22 protein-coding genes are annotated in these 20,730 nt (G+C 29.1%); 18 read left to right on the forward strand and 4 right to left on the reverse strand.

Annotated features, from left to right (window positions below; genetic code table 11):
* The first annotated feature begins 2 nt into the window (after nt 1-2).
* From OD91_RS11540 to OD91_RS11625, 18 genes are all read left to right on the forward strand, one after another.
* Nucleotides 3-821, forward strand: a complete 819-nt coding sequence (locus tag OD91_RS11540) for a hypothetical protein (protein WP_144896537.1) — start codon at nt 3-5, stop codon at nt 819-821.
* Between the two features lie 111 nt (nt 822-932).
* On the forward strand, nt 933-2,828 hold the full coding sequence (gene serA, locus OD91_RS11545; protein ID WP_144896538.1) for a phosphoglycerate dehydrogenase: 1,896 nt from the start codon (nt 933-935) through the stop codon (nt 2,826-2,828).
* A 73-nt stretch (nt 2,829-2,901) separates the two neighbouring features.
* Nucleotides 2,902-4,164, forward strand: a complete 1,263-nt coding sequence (gene kynU, locus OD91_RS11550) for a kynureninase (RefSeq protein WP_144896539.1) — start codon at nt 2,902-2,904, stop codon at nt 4,162-4,164.
* Complete coding sequence (locus OD91_RS11555; RefSeq protein WP_144896540.1) at nt 4,165-5,364, forward strand: S41 family peptidase; 1,200 nt, start codon at nt 4,165-4,167, stop codon at nt 5,362-5,364.
* Nucleotides 5,357-6,805 (forward strand): NAD(P)/FAD-dependent oxidoreductase, encoded by a 1,449-nt coding sequence (locus OD91_RS11560; protein WP_144896541.1) that lies wholly within the window; start codon nt 5,357-5,359, stop codon nt 6,803-6,805. The genes OD91_RS11555 and OD91_RS11560 overlap by 8 nt, the downstream gene beginning before the upstream one ends.
* Before the next feature lie 84 nt (nt 6,806-6,889).
* A complete protein-coding gene (locus OD91_RS11565) occupies nt 6,890-7,414 on the forward strand; it encodes a DUF1697 domain-containing protein (protein ID WP_186434447.1) in 525 nt (174 codons plus the stop codon).
* A complete protein-coding gene (locus tag OD91_RS11570; protein ID WP_144896543.1) occupies nt 7,415-8,560 on the forward strand; it encodes an FAD-dependent monooxygenase in 1,146 nt (381 codons plus the stop codon). It abuts the gene before it with no gap.
* A gap of 36 nt (nt 8,561-8,596) precedes the next feature.
* Nucleotides 8,597-9,001 (forward strand): RidA family protein, encoded by a 405-nt coding sequence (locus OD91_RS11575; RefSeq protein ID WP_144896544.1) that lies wholly within the window; start codon nt 8,597-8,599, stop codon nt 8,999-9,001.
* Between the two features lie 146 nt (nt 9,002-9,147).
* Nucleotides 9,148-9,834 carry a DUF6090 family protein gene (locus tag OD91_RS11580; protein ID WP_186434466.1) on the forward strand — a complete coding sequence of 229 codons (687 nt, stop codon included), beginning with the start codon at nt 9,148-9,150 and terminating at the stop codon, nt 9,832-9,834.
* Nucleotides 9,834-10,589 (forward strand): DUF6090 family protein, encoded by a 756-nt coding sequence (locus tag OD91_RS11585; protein ID WP_144896546.1) that lies wholly within the window; start codon nt 9,834-9,836, stop codon nt 10,587-10,589. Before OD91_RS11580 ends, OD91_RS11585 begins: the two co-directional genes overlap by 1 nt.
* 31 nt (nt 10,590-10,620) lie before the next feature.
* Nucleotides 10,621-11,298 (forward strand): DUF6090 family protein, encoded by a 678-nt coding sequence (locus OD91_RS11590; RefSeq protein WP_255513244.1) that lies wholly within the window; start codon nt 10,621-10,623, stop codon nt 11,296-11,298.
* A gap of 31 nt (nt 11,299-11,329) precedes the next feature.
* Nucleotides 11,330-12,037, forward strand: a complete 708-nt coding sequence (locus OD91_RS11595; protein ID WP_186434467.1) for a DUF6090 family protein — start codon at nt 11,330-11,332, stop codon at nt 12,035-12,037.
* A gap of 16 nt (nt 12,038-12,053) precedes the next feature.
* The gene (locus tag OD91_RS11600; RefSeq protein ID WP_144896549.1) at nt 12,054-13,493 is read left to right on the forward strand and encodes an aldehyde dehydrogenase; all 1,440 of its coding nucleotides are present in this window, start codon (nt 12,054-12,056) and stop codon (nt 13,491-13,493) included.
* A 70-nt stretch (nt 13,494-13,563) separates the two neighbouring features.
* A complete protein-coding gene (locus OD91_RS11605) occupies nt 13,564-13,782 on the forward strand; it encodes a DUF6500 family protein (protein WP_144896550.1) in 219 nt (72 codons plus the stop codon).
* Nucleotides 13,783-13,820: 38 nt separating this feature from the next.
* Entirely contained in the window at nt 13,821-14,138 is a 318-nt protein-coding gene (locus OD91_RS11610) for a GIY-YIG nuclease family protein (RefSeq protein WP_144896551.1), read from the forward strand.
* Nucleotides 14,139-14,185: 47 nt separating this feature from the next.
* Nucleotides 14,186-14,962: an SDR family oxidoreductase gene (locus tag OD91_RS11615; protein ID WP_144896552.1), complete on the forward strand. Its 777-nt coding sequence runs from the start codon at nt 14,186-14,188 to the stop codon at nt 14,960-14,962.
* Nucleotides 14,963-14,990: 28 nt separating this feature from the next.
* Nucleotides 14,991-15,518, forward strand: a complete 528-nt coding sequence (locus OD91_RS11620) for a 3-hydroxyanthranilate 3,4-dioxygenase (RefSeq protein ID WP_144896553.1) — start codon at nt 14,991-14,993, stop codon at nt 15,516-15,518.
* Nucleotides 15,519-16,601, forward strand: a complete 1,083-nt coding sequence (locus OD91_RS11625) for an amidohydrolase family protein (RefSeq protein ID WP_144896554.1) — start codon at nt 15,519-15,521, stop codon at nt 16,599-16,601. It abuts the gene before it with no gap.
* A 59-nt stretch (nt 16,602-16,660) separates the two neighbouring features.
* Here the strand turns inward: OD91_RS11625 and OD91_RS11630 are convergent, their stop codons facing one another.
* The 4 genes from OD91_RS11630 to OD91_RS11645 all read right to left on the reverse strand — a co-directional run bounded on the left by OD91_RS11630 (nt 16,661) and on the right by OD91_RS11645 (nt 20,672).
* Complete coding sequence (locus tag OD91_RS11630) at nt 16,661-17,284, reverse strand: hypothetical protein (RefSeq protein ID WP_144896555.1); 624 nt, start codon at nt 17,282-17,284, stop codon at nt 16,661-16,663.
* Between the two features lie 11 nt (nt 17,285-17,295).
* Nucleotides 17,296-17,913 (reverse strand): DUF2306 domain-containing protein, encoded by a 618-nt coding sequence (locus tag OD91_RS11635; protein WP_144896556.1) that lies wholly within the window; start codon nt 17,911-17,913, stop codon nt 17,296-17,298.
* Entirely contained in the window at nt 17,913-18,335 is a 423-nt protein-coding gene (locus OD91_RS11640; RefSeq protein WP_144896557.1) for a DUF2141 domain-containing protein, read from the reverse strand. The genes OD91_RS11635 and OD91_RS11640 overlap by 1 nt, the downstream gene beginning before the upstream one ends.
* 180 nt (nt 18,336-18,515) lie before the next feature.
* Complete coding sequence (locus tag OD91_RS11645) at nt 18,516-20,672, reverse strand: TonB-dependent receptor (protein ID WP_144896558.1); 2,157 nt, start codon at nt 20,670-20,672, stop codon at nt 18,516-18,518.
* Nucleotides 20,673-20,730: the final 58 nt, after the last annotated feature.

The raw sequence follows: 20,730 nt of genomic DNA on the forward strand, positions 1-20,730 counted from the left end.
AGATGAAGCTTTTAAAAATAGCCTTAGATTTTTATGTAAATGCAAGTATTCATGTTGCATTATCTGTGTATTGTTTTGTGAGAATAACAGAAATATATTTTAATCTATCGTATAACGAATCCCTAGATTATTTTATGTTTTATGGAACAATTACTGGGTACAATTTTGTGAAATATGCCGGTGTTGCAAAATTGCATCATCGAAGTTTGACTAATAATTTAAAAGCAATTCAAATTTTCTCATTTATTTGTTTTTTATTGATGTGTTTTTACGGCGTTAAATTATCTTTTAATACACTACTGTTTTTAGTCCCTTTCTCTTTATTAACCTTGTTATATGCGATTCCATTTTTAAGTGGGTTTCAAAAAAATTTAAGAACTATTAGTCATTTAAAAATTATTGTAGTTGCATTAGTTTGGACTGGTTTTACAGTTTTAGCACCGTTAGTGGATGTTCAATCTGAATTATCTGAAGTAGCATATTTAGCTGCATTTCAACGATTTTTACTGGTGATCGTTTTAATATTACCTTTTGACATTAGAGATATAAAATACGATGCAATATCCTTACAAACCATTCCGCAAAAAATAGGTGTAGAAAACACTAAAAAGTTAGGCTATTTTTTGTTGATTATCTGCCTTGTTTTAGAGTTTGTAATTGCACCAAATTCATCCATTAGAAATTTATTTTTAATTTTCTTTTTTGCACTTTTATTTTTATTGATGAGAGCCAAAGAATCACAATCAAAATATTATAGTTCATTTTGGGTGGAATCATTACCTATATTTTGGTGTATAATTCTCTTTTTTATTGCTAATTAATTAATTAAAAACGTCTTTTTTATCAATTTGGTAAAAATTAATAAGTAGAAAAGCTTTCTTGATTTTTTTGTCAATTTACTTCGTATTTTTGTAGCTTAACTTTAGTTAACTATGAGCAGCACACTAAAAAGAAGTTTTGTTTTTGATTTTGATAGCACCTTAACACGAGTGGAAGCATTAGATGTTTTGGCAGAAATCACCTTGGCAAATAATCCTAACAAAGAAGAAATTATTCAAGAAATAATTAATGTTACTAATTTAGGAATTGATGGCGAGATATCATTTACAGAATCATTAGAAAGACGTATCAATCTGTTAAAAGCAAACAAGGCAGATTTACCATTGTTAATTAGTGAATTAAGTAAGCTGGTATCATCTTCTATTGAAAGAAATAAAGAGTTTTTCGAAGAATTTTCTGATGATATTTATGTGATTTCTTGTGGTTTTAAAGAATTTATAGAGCCAATAGTTGCCGAATATAATGTACCAGCCGATAGAGTGTATGCGAATACTTTTGAATTTGATGCAGACGGACAAATTGTAGGTTTTGATAGAGATAATGTGTTGTCTACTCATAATGGAAAAATTAAGTGTTTAGGTGATCTAAATCTAGATGGAGAAGTTCAAATGATTGGAGACGGTTATAGCGATGCAGTAACTAAAGAAGCAGGTGTTGCCGACAAGTTTTTTGCTTATACAGAAAATGTTTCTAGAGAAAAAACGACTAAAAATGCAGATCATATAACGCCAAATTTTGACGAGTTTTTATATGTAAATAAATTACCGAGAAATATATCATATCCAAAAAATAGAATAAAAATTCTATTACTAGAAAATGTACATGTAGATGCTTTTAGTAAATTATCTAAAGATGGTTTTTCTGTTGAAACTGTTTCTAAAAGTTTGTCTGAAGATGAATTAATAGAGAAATTAAAAGGCGTACATGTTTTAGGAATTAGATCTAAAACTCAAGTCACTAAAAAAGTGATTGAAGCTGCTAATAAATTAATGGTTGTTTCAGCTTTTTGTATCGGAACAAAACAAATTGATTTAGACGCTTGTAAAGAAAACGGAATTGTAGTTTTTAACGCGCCATATAGCAATACACGTTCTGTGGTTGAATTAGCAATTGGAGAAATTATTATGTTAATGCGTAGTGTTTTTCAACGTAGTTCAGAATTACATAATGGTCAATGGCAAAAAACTGCTGCAGGTTCTAGAGAGGTACGTGGAAAAAAACTAGGAATTGTTGGTTATGGTAATATTGGTAAGCAATTGTCGGTTTTAGCAGAAGCCTTAGGAATGGATGTTTATTACTATGATGTTGAAGATAAATTGGCTTTAGGGAATGCAACTAAATTAAATACCTTAAAAGAATTATTAACTATTTCTGATGTAGTTACGCTACATGTTGATGATAATGCAGCTAATAAAAACTATATAGGTAAAGAGGAGATTGCGCAAATGAAAGATGGCGCTCATTTAGTAAATCTTTCTCGTGGTTTTGTAGTAGATATTGAAGCTTTAGTAGTTGCTCTAAAATCAGGGAAATTAGCAGGCGCTGCTGTTGATGTATATCCAGAAGAACCAAGAAAAAATGGTGAATTCTATACCGCTTTAAAAGGATTGGATAATGTGATTTTAACACCACATGTTGGTGGTAGTACAGAAGAAGCTCAAAAAGATATTGCCGACTTTGTGCCTAGTAAAATCATGGCATATATTAATTCTGGTAATACAGTAGATGCAGTAAACTTTCCAAATATACGTTTGCCACACCATAAAAATGCTCATCGTTTTTTACATATTCACCATAATGTTCCAGGGATTATGGCTAAAATTAATTTAGTCTTAGCAGAATTCGAATTAAACATTACAGGACAGTATCTATCTACAGATGCTAAAGTGGGTTATGTAATTACAGATATCAATAAAGAATACAATAAAAAGGTTATTAAAGCTTTAAAAAAGATAGAAGGTACTATTAATTTTAGAGTTTTATACTAGATAAATTATTTAGTAAAAGTTTACTTCTGAAAAATGATTGTTTTATATTTGAGAACAATCATTTTTTTGTTTAATGAAATACCAAAATAATTTAAGCTACGCACAACAATTAGATGCAAAAGACCCACTTTCTTATTTAAGAGATCAGTTCCATATTCCTAAAGATAAAAATGGAAATGACTGGTTATATTTTACAGGGAATTCACTAGGGTTGCAACCTAAACAGACTCAGAAATATATTCAGCAAGAATTAGATGATTGGGCAAAATACGGAGTAGAAGGTCATTTTGAAGCTAAAAATCCTTGGTTGCCCTATCATGAATTTCTAACAGAGAAAATGGCTAAAGTTGTGGGTGCAAAACCACTAGAAGTTGTGGTGATGAATACCTTAACAACCAACTTGCATTTATTAATGGTGTCGTTTTATCAACCCACAAAAACCAAATATAAAATAGTCATTGAAAGTGATGCTTTTCCTTCGGATAGATATGCGGTGCAATCGCAATTAAAATTTCATGGATTTGATGCCGAAGATGGATTGATTGAATGGAAACCAAGAAAAGGTGAGGATTTATTACGAATTGAAGATTTAGAAGAAATTGTAAAAAAAGAAGGAGATGAAATCGCTTTACTTTTAATTGGAGGCGTAAATTATTATACGGGACAATATTTAGACATTAAAAAAATTGCAAAAATTGGTCATTCTAAAAACTGTTTTGTTGGAATTGATTTAGCACATGGAGCAGGAAATATTCAACCTAATTTGCACGATTCTGGAGTAGACTTTGCAGCTTGGTGTACTTATAAATATTTGAATTCTGGCCCTGGAAGTTTAGCAGGATTATTTGTGCACGAAAAACATGCAAATAATAAAGATTTACCGCGTTTTGCTGGTTGGTGGAATCATAACAAAGAAACACGTTTTAATATGCGTATGCCTTTTGATGTGATGAATGGGGCAGAAGGTTGGCAATTGTCGAATCCGCCAATATTATCGATGGCAGCTATTCGTTCATCGCTTGACGTATTCGATAAGATAGGAATGGATGCGCTGCGTCAAAAGTCAGAAAAATTAACAGGTTATTTTGAGTTTTTAATCAACGAGATAAATTCTGATGATATAAAAATTATAACACCAACTAACCCAAAAGAAAGAGGTTGCCAATTATCTATTCAAGTTAAAAATGCAGATAAAAGTTTACATCAAAAACTAACAAAAAACAATGTTATAACAGATTGGAGAGAACCTGATGTTATACGTTGTGCGCCAGTACCACTTTATAATTCTTTCGAAGATGTGTATAGGATGGTTACTATTTTAAAAGAATTGTTATAGATGAAAAATAAAAGTTTAATTTTTTTCATGTTTATTAGTTTTAGCTTGGTAAGTCAAACTAAATATCAAAAAGATTTTAATTATTTGTGGGATACTTTTAATGATTATTATGCATATTTTGATAAGAAACAAACAAATTGGAAAAAAGTTAAAGAAATTTACCAAGATAGAGTTGATTCAATAAAAACTGATGGGCAATTTATTAGTGTTTTAGAAGAGATTATTTATGAGTTTTATGATGCCCATATTTCTTTAAACAGAAATAATAGCTCTTCTTTTCGTCTTATTCCAACTTCTTTAGATGCCAATATAGAAATTAAGAATAATAAATATTTTATAAAAGATATTAGACAAAACTTTGAGGCTGAAAAAGCTGGTTTAAAAATTGGTGATGAAATATTAATGATCAATGGTAAAAAAATAAATCAATTAATAACTGATATATTACCAGAATCTTTTAATAAACCTAAAAAGAATGTAAAAGAATTTTTTGCAAATTTATTGTTTGCAGGAAGACATAATGAACAAAGAGAAATTTCTATAAAAAGAAGAGGAGAAGATATTATATATAAACTTGGTAAACCAAAAGTAGTTAGAAAAGAAGAAGGTATTCTAAATTCTAAAATCATAGAAAAGAATATTGGCTATATCAAATTTAATAACTCTCTCGGAAATAATAGTGTTATTAAATCCTTTCAAGAAAAAGTAGATGAATTTGAAAATACTAGAGCAATTATTTTAGATTTAAGAGATACACCTAGTGGAGGTAATGCAGAAGTTGCTAAAAGTATAATGGGTAAGTTTATTACTAAGACAATTTCATATCAAAAACATGAAAAAGTTAGTTTAGAAAGAGAATTTGGAATAAAAAGAAGCTGGATTGAATTAGTAACACCTTTGAAAAAACCATATAGAAAACCTGTTATAGTTCTAGTTGGAAGATGGACTGGAAGTATAGGTGAAGCTATTGCCCAAGGATTCGATAATATTAAATCAGCAAAAGTAGTTGGAACAGAAATGGCAAAGCTTTTAGGAGCGATAGGATGTAATAGATTACCAGAAACAAACATAAATATATGTTTTCCAATTGAAAGGCTCTATCATATAAATGGAATGCCTAGAGAAAGTTTTAAGCCTGAAATTCAAACTGGAAGTAGTAAAGAAGCATACAAAAAAGCTATTCAAATTTTAAATGAATAAAAAAGACAACATATTAATTATTGGAGCAGGTTTATGTGGTTCACTTTTAGCTTTACGTTTAGCACAAAGAGGCTATAAAGTTGAGGTATACGAAAGTAGACCGGATTTACGAAAAGTTGATATATCTTCTGGACGTTCTATAAATTTAGCCTTATCAGATAGAGGTTTTAAGGCATTACGATTATGTGGCGTTGAAGAAAAGGCTAGAGAAATTTGCATCCCAATGTATGGGCGATTGATGCATAATAGAAAAGGGGAAACGTTTGCTTCAAATTATTCTGGACGAGAAAATGAGTATATCAATTCAATTTCGAGAGGAGATTTAAACGGGATTCTACTAACTGAAGCTGAAAAGCATGAAAATGTAAATATTCATTTTAATAAAAAATGCACTTCGGTTGATATAGAAAATACCGTAGCTCATTTTAAAGATTATAAAACCGAAGAAACTTTTTCAATTGATGGCGATGTCATTTTTGGAACAGATGGTGCAGGTTCTGTATTAAGGAAAAGCTATTATTTAGAAAAGAAATTTCTATTTAGTTACGGTCAGAATTATTTAACACACGGTTATAAAGAATTAGAAATTCCAGCTGATAAAGTTGGAAGTCATCAAATTAGTGCAGCACATTTACATATTTGGCCCAGAGGCGATTTCATGCTAATTGCTTTGCCAAACTTGGACGGAAGTTTTACTGTAACACTCTTTTTGAGTTATGATGAAGGTGAATATAATTTCAAGAATTTAACATCCGAAGAAAAAATCACAACATTTTTTGAGAAAGAATTTCCAGATGCTTTAGCATTAATTCCGAATATTAAAGAAGAGTTTTTTAATAATCCCACAGGAGCTTTAGGTACCGTAAAATGTTCGCCCTGGCATTATCAAAATAAAACCATTTTAATGGGGGATGCAGCGCATGCTATAGTTCCGTTTTACGGACAAGGAATGAACGCGTCTTTTGAAGATGTTACAGTTTTTGATGAAATACTTTGTCATTTCGAGCCTTTCGTCTCCGCTCAAGATAAACTCCGTCGAGAAATCTTTGATTGGGAAGATGTTTTTAAAACTTTTGAGAATGCTCGTAAAAAAGATACGGATGCTATTGCAGATCTAGCTGTTGATAATTTTCATGAGATGAAAGATCATGTTGCAAATCCGCTTTTTAAAGAAAAGAGAAAAATAGAAATGGATTTGGAAAAAACGTTTCCTATGGAATATTTTTCTAAATATTCTATGGTTACTTTTAATGAAGATATAGGATATCATGAAGCGATGAAAAAAGGTAGAGCGCAAAATAAAGCGATACTAAATTTAATAGCTGATAATGAGATCTCGACTGCGCTCGATTTGACAAAAGAAGAGTTGGGAATCATTTTAGAAAAAGTCAAAAAAGAAACTCATGAGATTTTAGATGAAGATAAAATCGCAGGATTATAAAATAACGTCATTCTGAACTTGTTTCAGAATCACATCAATAATAATGAGAAGCTGAAACAAGTTCAGCTTGACAAAAATAATAGTTTGACTAGATTTATTATTTTATTAAGAGGAATAAATGTATCAGGAAAAAACAAACTCCCGATGGCTGATTTACGTCAATTATTGAATGATTTAGAGTTTCAAAATGTGCAAACCTATATTCAAAGTGGGAATATTATTTTAGATTCTGATAAATCAAAATCAGAAGTCTGTCAAAAAATAAAAGATGGAATTGCATCTAAATTTGGATATGATGTTCCTGTAATTTCTAGAACAATTTCTGAATGGAAAAAAGTAATTAAAAATTATCCTTTTCCAACGGAGAATGAAAAAATTGTAGCATTTACTTTTTTAGATAAAAAAACTGTAGCTCAAGAAATTGAAATTAAAAATCAAGGTGAAGACCAATTTAAAGTAGTTGATGATTTGGTGTATTTATATTGTCCTAACGGATTTGGAAAATCAAAAATCACTAATAACTTATTTGAAAGAAAGTTAAAAGTTACAGCTACTACTAGGAATTTAAGAACTACGTTAAAATTAATAGAATTAGCCGAAAAAGAATAGATGAAATACACAATTATTGGTGCGGGAATTGGAGGGCTTACAACAGCATTAGCTTTTGAAAAGAAAGGAATTCCGTATCAGGTTTTTGAACAAGCACCTGAATTAAATGAAGTAGGTGCAGGAATTTGGTTAGCGCCAAATGCATTACAAGTTTTAGAAAGTTTAGATGTATTAGATGAAGTTATTGCTTCTGGGAATTCAATTGATAGAATTACGATAGGTAAGCCTGATTTGTCACCAATTTCAGACAGCTTTCAAGATGTTTTTAAAGATAAGTTTGGGTATAATACAATTGCTATTCATAGAGCTAAACTTCAAAAACTATTGTTTGATAAAATACCAAAAGAGAAACTATTTTTAAATAAAGGTTTTCAAAGTTTTAAAGAATTAAGTTCAGGTAGAATTGAAGTGAATTTTGTTGGAAATTCAAAAATACAAACTGATTTTTTAATTGGAGCTGATGGAATAAATTCTAAAGTTAGAAAACAACTTTTTCCAGAAAGTACTACTAGATATTCAGGGCAAACTTGTTGGAGAGGTATTGCAGATATAGAGCTTGATAAGGAATTTTTACATCGAGGTTTTGAGTTATGGGGAAACCAGATTCGATTTGGAATCTCTAGAGTCGCCAAAAACAAAGTGTATTGGTTTGCAGTTGTCTTGTCGGATCAGAATAGAAAAGTCGATTCTAGTTTAGCTAAAAAAGAGCTGCTTAAGCTTTTCAAGGAGTTTCATCCAATAGTGTTAAAATTGATTTCAGAAACTGAAATAAATCAGATATTAAAAAATGATATTAACGATTTAAAACCACTTAGAAAATGGTATCAAAATAATGTTTGTTTAATTGGCGATGCAGCTCATGCAACAACTCCTAATATGGGACAAGGTGGAGCACAAGCAATAGAAGATGCTTATTATTTAAGTAACTTGTTTGCTCATAAAAGAGATGAAAATGTGTTTGAACTGTTTCAACAAAAGAGACAGAAGAAAGTGAATTTAGTTGTAAATCAATCTTGGACTACTGGGAAAATGGCGCATTGGTCTTATGGTAGAGGTTTTAGGAATTTTATAATTAAGAATGTACCTAAAAAGATGATAGAAAAGAAAATGGTAGAATTGTATCAAATTGAAAAAATCAATAGTTAGGAATACTACTTTAGAAAAGAATAAAAGTATTAAAATATGTCAGAAAAAAAAGTAACACCAAGAGGCGCATATCCACATGTAAAAGTTGTGGGTGATTTTATTTTTGTTTCAGGAACAAGTTCTAGAAGAGCAGATAATACCATTGCTGGAGTTGATATTATTGATGAAATGGGAACCAAACACTTAAATATTGAAACTCAAACTAGAGAAGTGTTAAATAACATCGATAAAAATTTACAAACAGTTGGAGCTAGTTTAAAAGATGTTGTAGATGTTTCAACGTTCTTGGTAAATATGAATGATTTTGCAGGTTATAATAAAGCCTATGCAGAATTTTTTGATGCAGCAACTGGACCAACTAGAACTACAGTGGCTGTGCATCAATTACCGCATCCAGATTTAGTGGTGGAGATTAAAGTAACTGCTTTTAAGAAACAATAAATGATTAAATTCTTCAGATTATTGAAACGAAATTTTGTTTTTACAAAATCAAAAGTCTTGTAGACTTTTGGTGAAAATAGCCGCTTGCGGTTTTAACAAATATAAATATGATTAAATTCTTCCGAAAAATCCGTCAAAACCTACTTATGGAAAACAAAACATCCAAATACTTTAAATACGCAATTGGCGAAATTGTATTGGTGGTTATTGGTATTTTGATTGCTTTACAGATTAATAATTGGAATGAGAGTAGAAAGCAAGTTAATACTCAAAATGCAATATATCTCATTGTAAAAGAAGATTTAGAAACTGACATCTCTGAATTTGAATTATTCATTCAAGAATATAATAAATTACAAAAGCCTGCTTTTGATGCAGTATTAAATAAAGAATTGACAAAAGAAGATTGGAAAAATAATCCTAATTATATGAAAGTTATGTATGGTTATGAAGATATAGGAATTAGTCAACGTGGTATTGATCAATTAAAAATAATATCAGATTTTTCTAATAATCTAGGACAAGGTCTTACTTCAGACATAAATAATTTTTACAATAAACATATGTTGGAAGTTAACATATCAACTGATGAGTTAGGGAAACAGCATGAAAGAAATTATATCTATTTTCAGAGTTTTGGTTGGTATGCATCTTTTTTAATGCAGAATAAAACTGACGGCTTTATAGATAGTTTTTATAAGGATCCAACAATAAAAAGTAGAATAGCAACTTATTATTTTATTTTTCGAATTTATATAAAAGAACTCCAAAATTATATAACCAATGCCAACGCATTAATTGTAAAAATTGATTATCATTTAAAAGAAATATAATGATTAAATTCTTTAGAAATATCCGTCAAAAACTATTTTTAGAAAACAAAACATCTAAATACTTCAAATACGCAATAGGAGAAATTATTCTGGTAGTTATTGGAATTTTAATTGCGTTGCAAACCAATGAATGGAAACAAAACCAGAACTTAAAAAAAGAAAGAACAGAATTGATTAATGATTTATTAATAGACTTTACCAACACCCAAAAAAAGTTAGATTCATTGTCTATTTTTCAAGAAAAATCATATAAAAATATGACTCTATTTTTTGAAGATGTATATATTAAAAGAAAAGAATTAAGTTTAGATTCTTTACAGAGCTTGGCTCTTAATTTTTTTTCAACTACAAATTTTAATCCAAGTTTAACAACATATAATAACGCTAATTCTAGTGGTAAATTAAGTCTATTAAAAAACAAGAAAATAAACTATTTGTTTTCAGATTTCTTTGAAAAATACAATTCTTATAAGCAAATAAATACATCAGATAGTAATAATTTTTTCTCAGGGACCATTTGGGATTTAAAAAAAGAAATCGGTTCTGTTTCTCAGTTATTTGATATCGCTTATTATGAGAAAGTGAGACATACCAAAATTTCATTAAAAAAATATATGGATTTAGTGAATTCTAAAATTGTATTTATTGCTTTGGAAAACAGAAAAGTAATAGTTTCAAATTTAAAATACGAAATAAATACCTTATCTAATATAAATAAAAAAATTATTGAAGAATTAAAAAATAGTTATGATTAAATTTTTCAGAAAAATTCGTCAAAACTTACTTATGGAAAACAAAACATCTAAATACTTTAAATACGCTATTGGAGAAATTGTACTAGTGGTAATTGGTATTTTAATTGCTTTGCAGATTAATAATTGGAATGATTATCAAAAAAATCAAAAATATCAAAAAGAAATTATTTTGTTAATAGATCAGAATTTGAAAAGTGACTCAATTGCAATCTCAAAATCATTAAATAAATCAAAAATAGCTATTAATTATACAAATCGTTTGTTAAAAGAAGTTACTTCTAAAAATTATGCTGACAGTTTAAATTTTTGGATGGGAAAAATTATTCGTTTTGAAAGATTTAAATCTCAATCTAGTGCTTTTGAAGTATTAAAATCAAAAGGGATAGACATAATTGAAGATAATGAACTGTTATTAGCATTGATATCTTATTATGACCAAATTTTATTTAATGTTTATCAATCTTTAAATGATGTAGAGCAATCATTTCAAGATGATTGGATGCCAGTTTTAAGAAAAGAAATGATAGATTATAAATGGGATAAATTTTGTAAACCTATTAACTCTAAAGAATTCCTTGAAAAGAGCTCCACAATTACTCTTTTTAAATTATATAATGATAATAGAGAAGGAGGAGTTTTTAATTTAGAATCTGCTTTAAGTAAAATTTCAGAAATCAGACAACTTAATAAAAAGTACATTAATGATTAAATTCTTCCGAAAAATCCGTCAAAACTTACTTATGGAAAACAAAACCTCCAAGTATTTTAAATATGCCATTGGAGAAATAATTCTTGTGGTTATTGGTATTTTAATTGCTTTACAGATTAATACTTGGAATCAACAAAAAAACAATCAAGAAATCTTAAAACAGTTTACAGTTGAGTTTAAAGAAGAATTGAGGTTAAATATCAGAGACTTTAAATTTGATTTAGAATTGATTAAAAATCAGAAAAAATTAAAAAATAATTTATTAAAAAATAAAAGATTAGATACCATTCCACTAGATTCTCTAGAAAAATATGTTGAAACTTTTTATATAAATGTAGCTTATAGTCCAGTTTTATTAAATCGATTTGAGAATACTCAAATATCAAATTATGGGAAATACGATTCAATTTTTTTGGACTTACAAGAGTTTTATGGATATCATTGGCCACAATTTAGAAAGGAATTAAATGAACATAATAAAGCAGTAGATAAAGAAGATCAATTTTGGCGTTATCAACAAAATAAATATGAGCTAAATTTTTCTAGTGATAATGATACATTTATAAAAGATTCAATTCAACGAAAAAAAGAATTGATTAAGTTAATCAAATCTCCTATTGTTAGAAATATTTTAAAAACGGATCTTAGAAGAAAGAAATTATTTAAAATAAGAATAGAAAGGAAAATTTTGTTGGGAGAAAAGATTCAAAAACAAATTGATGAAGCTTTAAAAGATTAATTTAGATAAAAGAAACGTGAACATTAAAAACTACATCAACGGAAAATTCGAGAATCCAATACATGGAGATTATATTGATAATTACGACCCATCTGTTGGAGAAGTGTATGGACAAATTCCAAATTCAACAAATGAAGATGTAGAAAAAGCGTATGAATTTGCATCAAAAGCATTTCCAAAATGGAGTAATACCACTTTAGAAAAAAGAAGTAGAATTCTTATAAAAATATCAGATTTATTAGAAGAAAATTTAGTTCGTTTTGCAAAAGCAGAAAGTATTGATAATGGGAAACCATTAAATTTAGCCAAACAAATTGATATTCCTAGAGCTGCAAGTAATTTTCGTTTTTTCGGAAATGCAATTTCACAGTTCTCATCAGAATCTCATGAAAGTGTAGGTTTAAATGCAGTTAATTTTACGTTACGTCAACCAATTGGAGTTGTAGGCTGTATTTCTCCCTGGAATTTACCATTGTATTTATTCACATGGAAAATAGCGCCAGCAATTGCAGCAGGTAATTGTGTAGTTGCAAAACCAAGTGAAGTTACTCCAATGACAGCCTTTTTGTTAGGTGAAATTTGTAATGAAGCTGGTCTCCCAAAAGGTGTTTTAAACATCGTTCATGGATTAGGAACTACAACTGGTCAGGCAATTATTGAACATCCGAATATTAAAGCAATTTCATTTACAGGAGGCACTAAAACTGGTGCTCATATTGCTAGAGTTGCGGCTCCAATGTTTAAGAAATTGTCTTTAGAATTAGGTGGAAAGAATCCAAACATCATTTTTGCAGATTGTGTTTATGAGAAAATGTTGGCAACAACAGTTCGTTCTTCATTTGCAAATCAAGGTCAGATATGTTTATGTGGAAGTAGAATTTTTGTAGAAGAAAAAATCTATGAAAAATTCAAGAAAGATTTTATCAAAAAAGTATCTGAATTAAAGGTTGGACATCCTGAGAAATCAGATACAGATATTGGAGCATTGGTTTCTGCAGCACATTTAGAAAAAGTAAAAAGTTATATTGATATTGCAGAAAGTGAAGGAGGTAAAATTCTTTTTGGCGGAAATAAAGTTGAGGTTTCAGGAAGCGAAAATGGTTATTATTTACAACCCACAATTATAGAAGTTTCAGACAATCAATGTAAATTGAATCAAGAAGAAATATTTGGACCCGTAGTTACAATTATGTCATTTAAAACTGATGAAGAAGGGTTATCCTTAGCAAACGAAGTTAAATACGGATTGTCTGCAACTTTATGGACAAATAATTTAAACAGAACTATGCAATTTTCTAAACTATTACAAACAGGAATTGTTTGGGTTAACACTTGGATGTTACGTGATTTAAGAACACCTTTTGGAGGCGTAAAAGAAAGTGGAGTAGGAAGAGAAGGAGGATTTGAAGCTTTACGTTTTTTTACCGAACCAAAGAATATTTGCATTAAGTATTAAAAAACTAAAGAATTAAAATATTTAAAGATTGTTTTTAATTTTTGAATTATTTAATCTTTAAATTTAGAAAATGAATAAAGAAATAAAAGACAAAATTATTCAGGTTTGTGAAGAGAAAATCACAAAAAAAGGAGATAACGTAGGGTTGTCATTTTATGCATTTTTCAAGAATAAAAACGACAATCCAAAATTATTAATGGAAGTTGCTACATGGTGGATAGAAACTCATCAATTAGATCATTTTGAAAAAGCAGTTAAGATTAAAGAAATGATTGAAAATAAAATATAAAATTAAAATGTCTCCTCGAGCGCAGTCGAGAGGTTATTATGAAAACTTATTATGTTTATATATTAAAATGTTCTGATGATTTTTTATATGTTGGAATTACAAATAATATTGAAAGAAGATTTGAAGAGCATCAAAAAGGATTAAATAAAAATTGTTTTACTTTTAAAAGAAGACCTTTAGAGTTAATTTTTAGTCAAATTTTTAATGATGTAGAACAAGCAATTTATTTTGAAAAGAAAATAAAAAAATGGAGTCGCAAAAAGAAGTTAGCTTTAGCAAATGAAAATTTTGATATGGTAGAAATTTTATCAGAATGCAGAAATGCAACTCATTCAAAATATAATTCAGATAATTAAATAGGTTTCGACTGCGCTCAACCAGACATACAGATAAAAATATAAATATGAATTTAAACCTAAAAAACAAAAACGCATTAGTTTGCGGAAGTTCACAAGGAATAGGAAAAGCAACTGCTATTTTATTAGCAGAAGAAGGAGTAAATGTAACCTTGGTTGCAAGAAATGAAGAGAAACTAAAAAAGGTTGTATCAGAATTGCCAAATAATAATCAAAGCCATAATTATTTAGTTGTAGATTTTTCTAATCCTGAAGCTTTAAAAGAAGTTTTACATACTACAGATTTAGAATTTCATATTTTAGTAAATAATACCGGAGGACCAAGAAGTGGATCAATCTTAGAAGCAACTTTAGAACAGTTTGAAAACACGTTTACTCAGCATTTAAAGTGTAATCATGTATTAGCACAAGCAGTTGTTCCTTTTATGAAAACGCAATGTTATGGTAGAATTATCAATATCATTTCAACGTCTGTAAAAGAACCAATTCCAGGATTAGGAGTTAGTAATACTATTAGAGGTGCAGTTGGTAATTGGTCAAAAACATTAGCAGAAGAAGTTGGTAGTCATGGAATAACAGTTAACAATGTGTTACCAGGATTTACAGATACAGAACGATTAACAGAAATTATCAATATTAAAGCTAAAAAAGCAAATACTAGTATTGAACAAATGACTGAAATTATGAAAAATTATACTCCTGCAAAACGCTTTGCAAAGCCAGAAGAAACTGCCAACGCAATTGTGTTTTTAGCAAGTGAAAAAGCGAGTTACATTAACGGAATTAACATTCCTGTTGATGGTGGAAGAACAAAAAGTTTGTAAATTGTCTTAAAAATTAAATCTATTTAATATGAATTTAGTACAGCCTTTAAATTTTAAAAAGTGGATTGATGAAAATCGTCATTTATTAAAACCACCAGTTGGTAACAAACAAGTTTGGGATAATGGTGAATATATAGTGATGGTTGTTGGTGGTCCAAATTCAAGAAAAGATTATCATTATAATGAAACTCCAGAATTTTTCTATCAAGTTGAAGGAGATATGATTTTAAAAATCATTGATGATAAAGGCGAACAAGTAGATGTAGAAATTAATGAAGGTGATATTTACTTGTTACCTGGAAAAGTACCACATTCGCCACAGAGAAAAGAAAATACTGTTGGTTTGGTGATAGAATATCCACGTTCGGAAGAAATGGTAGACGCTCTAGAATGGTATTGTGAAAATTGTGATGCGCCATTATATCGAGAAGAATTTAAACTTGATAATATTGAAACTGATATGCCAATCATATTTGATACTTATTATTCAGATAAAAAGAAATGTACGTGTGATAATTGTGGAGAAATAATGGAAACGCCTAAGAAAATTAAATAAATGACTAGAAAATTACGTATAAACGGACACTCACATTTGTTGCCTTATCCAGAACAGATTCCTCAATTTATGAAGGAAAAAGAAATCTTTTGGGTAGATGATGAACGTAAGTATATGTTGCAAAAAGGGTGGAAACGTCCTGTAACAGATTCTAGTTTTTTCTTAGATGAAAAGTTAGAGTGGATGGAAAGAAATCGTTTAGATCATGCGGTAGTTTTAAATTTGTCTCAATTATATGGAAATGGATTGCGTTTAGAGGAAATGAAAAAAGCCTTGCGTTTTCAAAATGATTTTAATGCAAAAGTTCAGCAAGATCATCCATCTAAATTCACTTGTGGATTTGTAGTGCATCCAGGTTTTATTTATGGTGCCTTGTATGAAATGGAGCGTTGTGTAGAAGAATTGGGCTTAAAAGTTTTGTGTTTGCCAACACATTTTATGGATTCAATTGGACAATGGCGTTCAGTTTTTGATAAAGAGAATGATCGAATTTTTGAATTGGCTGATAAATATAAATTAGCCATTGAAATTCATCCATATGATGGCGATCAAATGATAAAATTAGAAAACACTAATTGGCGTTTTCATTTAATTTGGATGTTAGCACAATGTGGAGATGCCTATCATTTTTATACGTTAAACGGAATGCAAGAGCGTTTTCCAAATATTAGAACTTGTTTTGCGCATGGTGGTCAGTTAGCACAAATGAACTTAGGAAGGCGTATTCAAGGTTTTGATGGGAGACCCGATTTATTTGAAGGGAAAACACATCCTAGAAAAGCAGTCGGACACCCAAATATCTTTTTCGACACTTTAGTGCATGATACAGATTCGTTAAAATTGATGATAGAACGTCAAGGATCTAATCAAGTTTTAATGGGTTTAGATGATCCATATCCACTTGGTGAAATGGAAAGTGACGCACAATCTTCATATCCAGGTAAGATTTTAGATTTAGCTATGGATAGAAATATTATTGATCAAAAACAGTATGACCAAATTTGGGAAGACAATACTTTACGTTGGTTGTTTGGAGATGATGAAAAAGCAAAAAAAGAACTGATTTCGAAAATTTTAAATTGATACTACTTAGTTTTTAGTCACTTGGAATAAACTAAAAACTAAGTAGTAATAATTAAAGATTATTTTTCGCATTGTTTTAAAACTTGCTCCGCTCTTTTTAGCATAAATCTAGGATAAAATTCAATTTCATTTTTTTCCTTTTTACCTAATTCAATTGCTTTTTTAACTTGCTCGCAATATGGTTTTGTAGATTTCCCAAAAAACTTTGCAGCTCCCATTTCCCATTCTGCTTTTCCTAAAATTACTCTTGGATTGTTTGGTTCAATTTCTAATGCTTTTGCATATAATTGATTGTTTTTTCCAGATAAAGTCATTCCATACTTCTGTCCATCAAAAGCAATATAACCAAGGTTTAAAAGTGCTTGTGTAATTATAATCTCTGGATTGTTTTCTGAATTTGATTTTGCAATATCTAAAAATTCTTGAGCCTTTGTTAATTTAGCTTTTAAAACAGCTTCATCTTTTAACCCAAAACTACCTAAAATTTCTATAGTTGCTGCATAATACGACGGTAACCAATTTGTTGTTTCTACTTTAGATATTCTTTCAAAAAGTTGAGAAGCTTCTTGCATTTTCCCAGTTTCCCAAAGAGAGAATGCTTTTTGCATTCCTTTTTGATAATTTGATTGCGCAGAAATTCCTAGAGTAAATATAAGTGCTATTAGTGTGATTATTTTTTTCATGATAAGTAAGTTTATTTTGATAATTTAAATTGATATTTAATAATTAGAAAAGCAACAAATAAATTAGGTATCCAAGATAACCATGCAACAATTCTGTATGCAGGTAAAAAACCACCAAAGATATTTCCTAAAATTGGTAACCATATTCTTAGTGTTACTGCAGAGAAACATACTGCATAACTATAAATCATTAATTTTTGATGCTTAATTATATTGCCATTTTTAATTGCTAAAAAGCCAAATAATGTTGTGAAAAACCAAACAATAGCCATAGAAGCAAAACCAAGTTTTGGACTTATTCCTCCTGTTGCATATAAAGCGATATAGAATCCAGAGATTCCACTTAATAAACAAGAAACTACATATACTTTACCAATTTTTCTATGTAGTTGTATTTTTTTTACTCGTAATTTTTTATTGAATTGTAACCAGCCAATTATTAATGCAATTCCACCTAAAATTATATGAGTGTAAAACATGGTATTCCATAATATATCTGCTAAAAGTAAGTCAGATTTACTTGCTAACAATCCAAATTTTCTATCTACAATAAAATATATAGCAGGATATAATCCAATTAATATTGCGCAAAAAGAAATTATAAAATAAGATATTTTTCTTAATAACATTAGTTGATGTTTATAATTATTGTTTTGTTTTCTTCTAAATTAAATTTGGCATCTTTAAATTTTGGTGGGCCCATAAAACCAGTAGCATCATTAGAAAATCCATAAGGTTCTTTAGGTATTCCAAAAATCTTGGTATCCATTTTTTTGTTATTGTTTTCATCGTGAAATAATGAAACCGCATACGTTCCTTTCTTTAAGTTTTTAAAAACACCTGTAGCTTTTTTATTTTTTATGTCAGTAATTATTCCAGATGCTTTCTTAAGAAAAGTTTCTTCGCTATCGTAAATGGCTAGAAAAATTTTACCATTGTTTGATTCTATTCCTTTTACTTCAATTGATAAATTAAAAGTTTCTTCTTCTTGAGCTTGGATTGAAATAATCCCATTAAAAATAAGAAGTGCGATAAGTATTAATTTTTTCATGATGTTATTTTTTGATGATTCAAAGATCTGATGTTTTTCTTGTTTTTCAACAAGAATAATACCGAGTTGTCATTTTTTGTTGATGAGTTGTTGTTTTATATCATTACGAAGGAGAAACGATTGAAGTAATCTACTTTAGTTATAAACAGATTGCTTTATTTTATTCGCAATGACAAATCATTATAAATTATTTAATTGATTGTCTTTTTTATTATCGCTAATCGTCCAGAATAAGCCAACAAAAAAGAAGCTGTCTGTATTTGGTATAATTGCTTGTCTTTCGAAATTCCCATTCATGTTTGGAGTGTTTTTGTAGTTGTATCCAAATACATTTTGAGTTCCAAACACATTATTTACAGAGAAATATAAAATCTTTTGCTGACTAATTAAATATGCCCAATTTAAACTGACTGAGTTATAATTTTTGGTTTGATTGTTTAAGAAGCCAGGTTCGTTTGGATTGGTGTAATTTCTTCCTGAAGCAAAATTATATGACATTCCAAATTGACTTTTCCAGTCTTCAATCCAATGTTTAGCAACAACAGATAAATTGTGTTTTGACGCAAAACTTGGTCTAGCAGTAGTAGGATAATTTCTATAATCTCTTTCTGTTTCTAAAAATGAGTAAGAAACCCAATAATCTGTGTTTTTAATTTTACGATTTTGTCTCCAGAAAATATCAAACCCTTTTGCAAAACCACTTCCGTTATTGTTATAGTTTGCATTAAAATTTGCTATTTGTGTATCGAATTTTACTAAATCTTTATAGTTCTTGTAATAACCTTCTATTCTAAAAATTTGCCCTTGTTTTACCGATTGAAAATTAGCAATTAAATGAGAAGTGTTTTCAGCTTTAAAATCTTGATTAAATTTTAAATATTCATTTTTAGGGTTTTGATAAAACTGACCGTAAGCCAACGAGAATTGAGAACTTTTACTTGACTTAAATGATATTGATGCTCTAGGTGAAATTGTAAATTCATTCAATAATTCAGAATGTTCTGCTCTAACACCAATTTTTGTTGCTAGATTTTTTGAAAAGAAAATATCTGTTTCTGCAAATGAAGCAAAAATATTATTATTAAAACCATAATCAAATTTTCCAACAGTGTTAGAAGTATACGTTTCATCGAATTTTGTAATAAAATACTCTGAACCAAAACTAATTTTAAATCTGTTTGAAAACTGTTTTTTTAGCTTTAGTTTAAAATGCATTGAGTTTTCATTGTCAGTTACTAGATCATCAATAATATTGATATTAGAATAATCATTTGTAAAACTTAAACCAGTTTCAAATTTCCAATTATCTCCAAATTTATTTTTATATGAACTATTAAAATATAGATTTCTGTTATCTAAACCGAATCTAAAACCATCCACAAAATTAATGTCATCTTGTATTAAATCGAAATTTGTATAGCTAAATGCACCATAAACTTTAAGTAAAGATTCATTCTGAAATTTATGTCTATAAATCATTTCTCCACTTAAAGCTTGTACAGGTTTTTTCCAAGTATTTCTATCTGGAAAAGCTTTTTGATAGGGTGCGAGATTAATATAAGATGTATTTACACTAAATGAATTTTTTCCCCATATTTGTGTATTTCCGACTCCTAATCCTAATGTCATAAAGGATAAATCTGTTTTTTCTTCAACAGGTTCATCAATTGTATTTAATAATAAAACACCAGACAATGCTTGTCCATATTCTGCAGAATATCCACCTGTAGAAAATGAAATTCCTTTAAATAAAAATGGAGAAAATCGACCACGTGTTGGAATATTTCTTGCAGCAGGTGCATAAGGTGTAAATACTCTAATTCCGTCAACAAAAATTTGTGATTCTTCAGCATCACCTCCTCTTATAAATAATCGTCCATCTTCACCTACAGTAGAAGTTCCAGGAAGTGTTTGTATAGCGCCAAAAACATCGCCAAGAGCACTTGCAGTTGTTACAACATCTAAAGGTTTTAAAACCGTGACTTTAGCTTTTGCGCCAGTTTCAAATGTACCAGCATTAATTGTTACAGCATCTAAAGCATTTACATCTTCTCTTAGGATAATTTTTAGGTTTTTTAATTTAGAAATGATATCGGTTTTAGTATAGGTTTCAAAAGATATAAAAGAGACAACAATTGTTTGTGTTCCTTTTTCTGATGTTGTAAAACTAAATTCACCTGTATCTGAAGTTGAGGTTCCATCATAAGTTCCATCTAAATATATATTAGCGCCTATAATCGGATTCCCTTTTTTGTCGGTTACTTTTCCTGAAATTGTGTTTTGAGCAATTGCTGAAAAATGTAAAATAATTAAAAGAAGTGGTAGTATGTGTTTCATCGTTTTGTTATTTGATGGTACAAAGATGTAGGGTTATTCTTTTTTAAAATAAAAAGAA

Origin of the sequence: Lutibacter sp. Hel_I_33_5 (assembly GCF_007827455.1) — a bacterium.
Taxonomy (GTDB): Bacteria; Bacteroidota; Bacteroidia; order Flavobacteriales; family Flavobacteriaceae; genus Polaribacter.

What these genes read in the sequence shown, in the direction of transcription:
- OD91_RS11590 (WP_255513244.1), top strand. Translation starts at nt 10,621, where the DNA reads ATGGAAAACAAAACATCTAAATACTTTAAATACGCTATTGGAGAAATT.
- OD91_RS11540 (WP_144896537.1), top strand. Translation starts at nt 3, where the DNA reads ATGAAGCTTTTAAAAATAGCCTTAGATTTTTATGTAAATGCAAGTATT.
- OD91_RS11605 (WP_144896550.1), top strand. Translation starts at nt 13,564, where the DNA reads ATGAATAAAGAAATAAAAGACAAAATTATTCAGGTTTGTGAAGAGAAA.
- OD91_RS11580 (WP_186434466.1), top strand. Translation starts at nt 9,148, where the DNA reads ATGGAAAACAAAACATCCAAATACTTTAAATACGCAATTGGCGAAATT.
- OD91_RS11615 (WP_144896552.1), top strand. Translation starts at nt 14,186, where the DNA reads ATGAATTTAAACCTAAAAAACAAAAACGCATTAGTTTGCGGAAGTTCA.
- OD91_RS11570 (WP_144896543.1), top strand. Translation starts at nt 7,415, where the DNA reads ATGAAATACACAATTATTGGTGCGGGAATTGGAGGGCTTACAACAGCA.
- OD91_RS11585 (WP_144896546.1), top strand. Translation starts at nt 9,834, where the DNA reads ATGATTAAATTCTTTAGAAATATCCGTCAAAAACTATTTTTAGAAAAC.
- OD91_RS11610 (WP_144896551.1), top strand. Translation starts at nt 13,821, where the DNA reads ATGAAAACTTATTATGTTTATATATTAAAATGTTCTGATGATTTTTTA.
- OD91_RS11645 (WP_144896558.1), bottom strand. Translation starts at nt 20,672, where the DNA reads ATGAAACACATACTACCACTTCTTTTAATTATTTTACATTTTTCAGCA.
- OD91_RS11620 (WP_144896553.1), top strand. Translation starts at nt 14,991, where the DNA reads ATGAATTTAGTACAGCCTTTAAATTTTAAAAAGTGGATTGATGAAAAT.
- OD91_RS11630 (WP_144896555.1), bottom strand. Translation starts at nt 17,284, where the DNA reads ATGAAAAAAATAATCACACTAATAGCACTTATATTTACTCTAGGAATT.
- OD91_RS11560 (WP_144896541.1), top strand. Translation starts at nt 5,357, where the DNA reads ATGAATAAAAAAGACAACATATTAATTATTGGAGCAGGTTTATGTGGT.
- OD91_RS11635 (WP_144896556.1), bottom strand. Translation starts at nt 17,913, where the DNA reads ATGTTATTAAGAAAAATATCTTATTTTATAATTTCTTTTTGCGCAATA.
- OD91_RS11555 (WP_144896540.1), top strand. Translation starts at nt 4,165, where the DNA reads ATGAAAAATAAAAGTTTAATTTTTTTCATGTTTATTAGTTTTAGCTTG.
- OD91_RS11640 (WP_144896557.1), bottom strand. Translation starts at nt 18,335, where the DNA reads ATGAAAAAATTAATACTTATCGCACTTCTTATTTTTAATGGGATTATT.
- kynU (WP_144896539.1), top strand. Translation starts at nt 2,902, where the DNA reads ATGAAATACCAAAATAATTTAAGCTACGCACAACAATTAGATGCAAAA.
- OD91_RS11625 (WP_144896554.1), top strand. Translation starts at nt 15,519, where the DNA reads ATGACTAGAAAATTACGTATAAACGGACACTCACATTTGTTGCCTTAT.
- OD91_RS11595 (WP_186434467.1), top strand. Translation starts at nt 11,330, where the DNA reads ATGGAAAACAAAACCTCCAAGTATTTTAAATATGCCATTGGAGAAATA.
- serA (WP_144896538.1), top strand. Translation starts at nt 933, where the DNA reads ATGAGCAGCACACTAAAAAGAAGTTTTGTTTTTGATTTTGATAGCACC.
- OD91_RS11575 (WP_144896544.1), top strand. Translation starts at nt 8,597, where the DNA reads ATGTCAGAAAAAAAAGTAACACCAAGAGGCGCATATCCACATGTAAAA.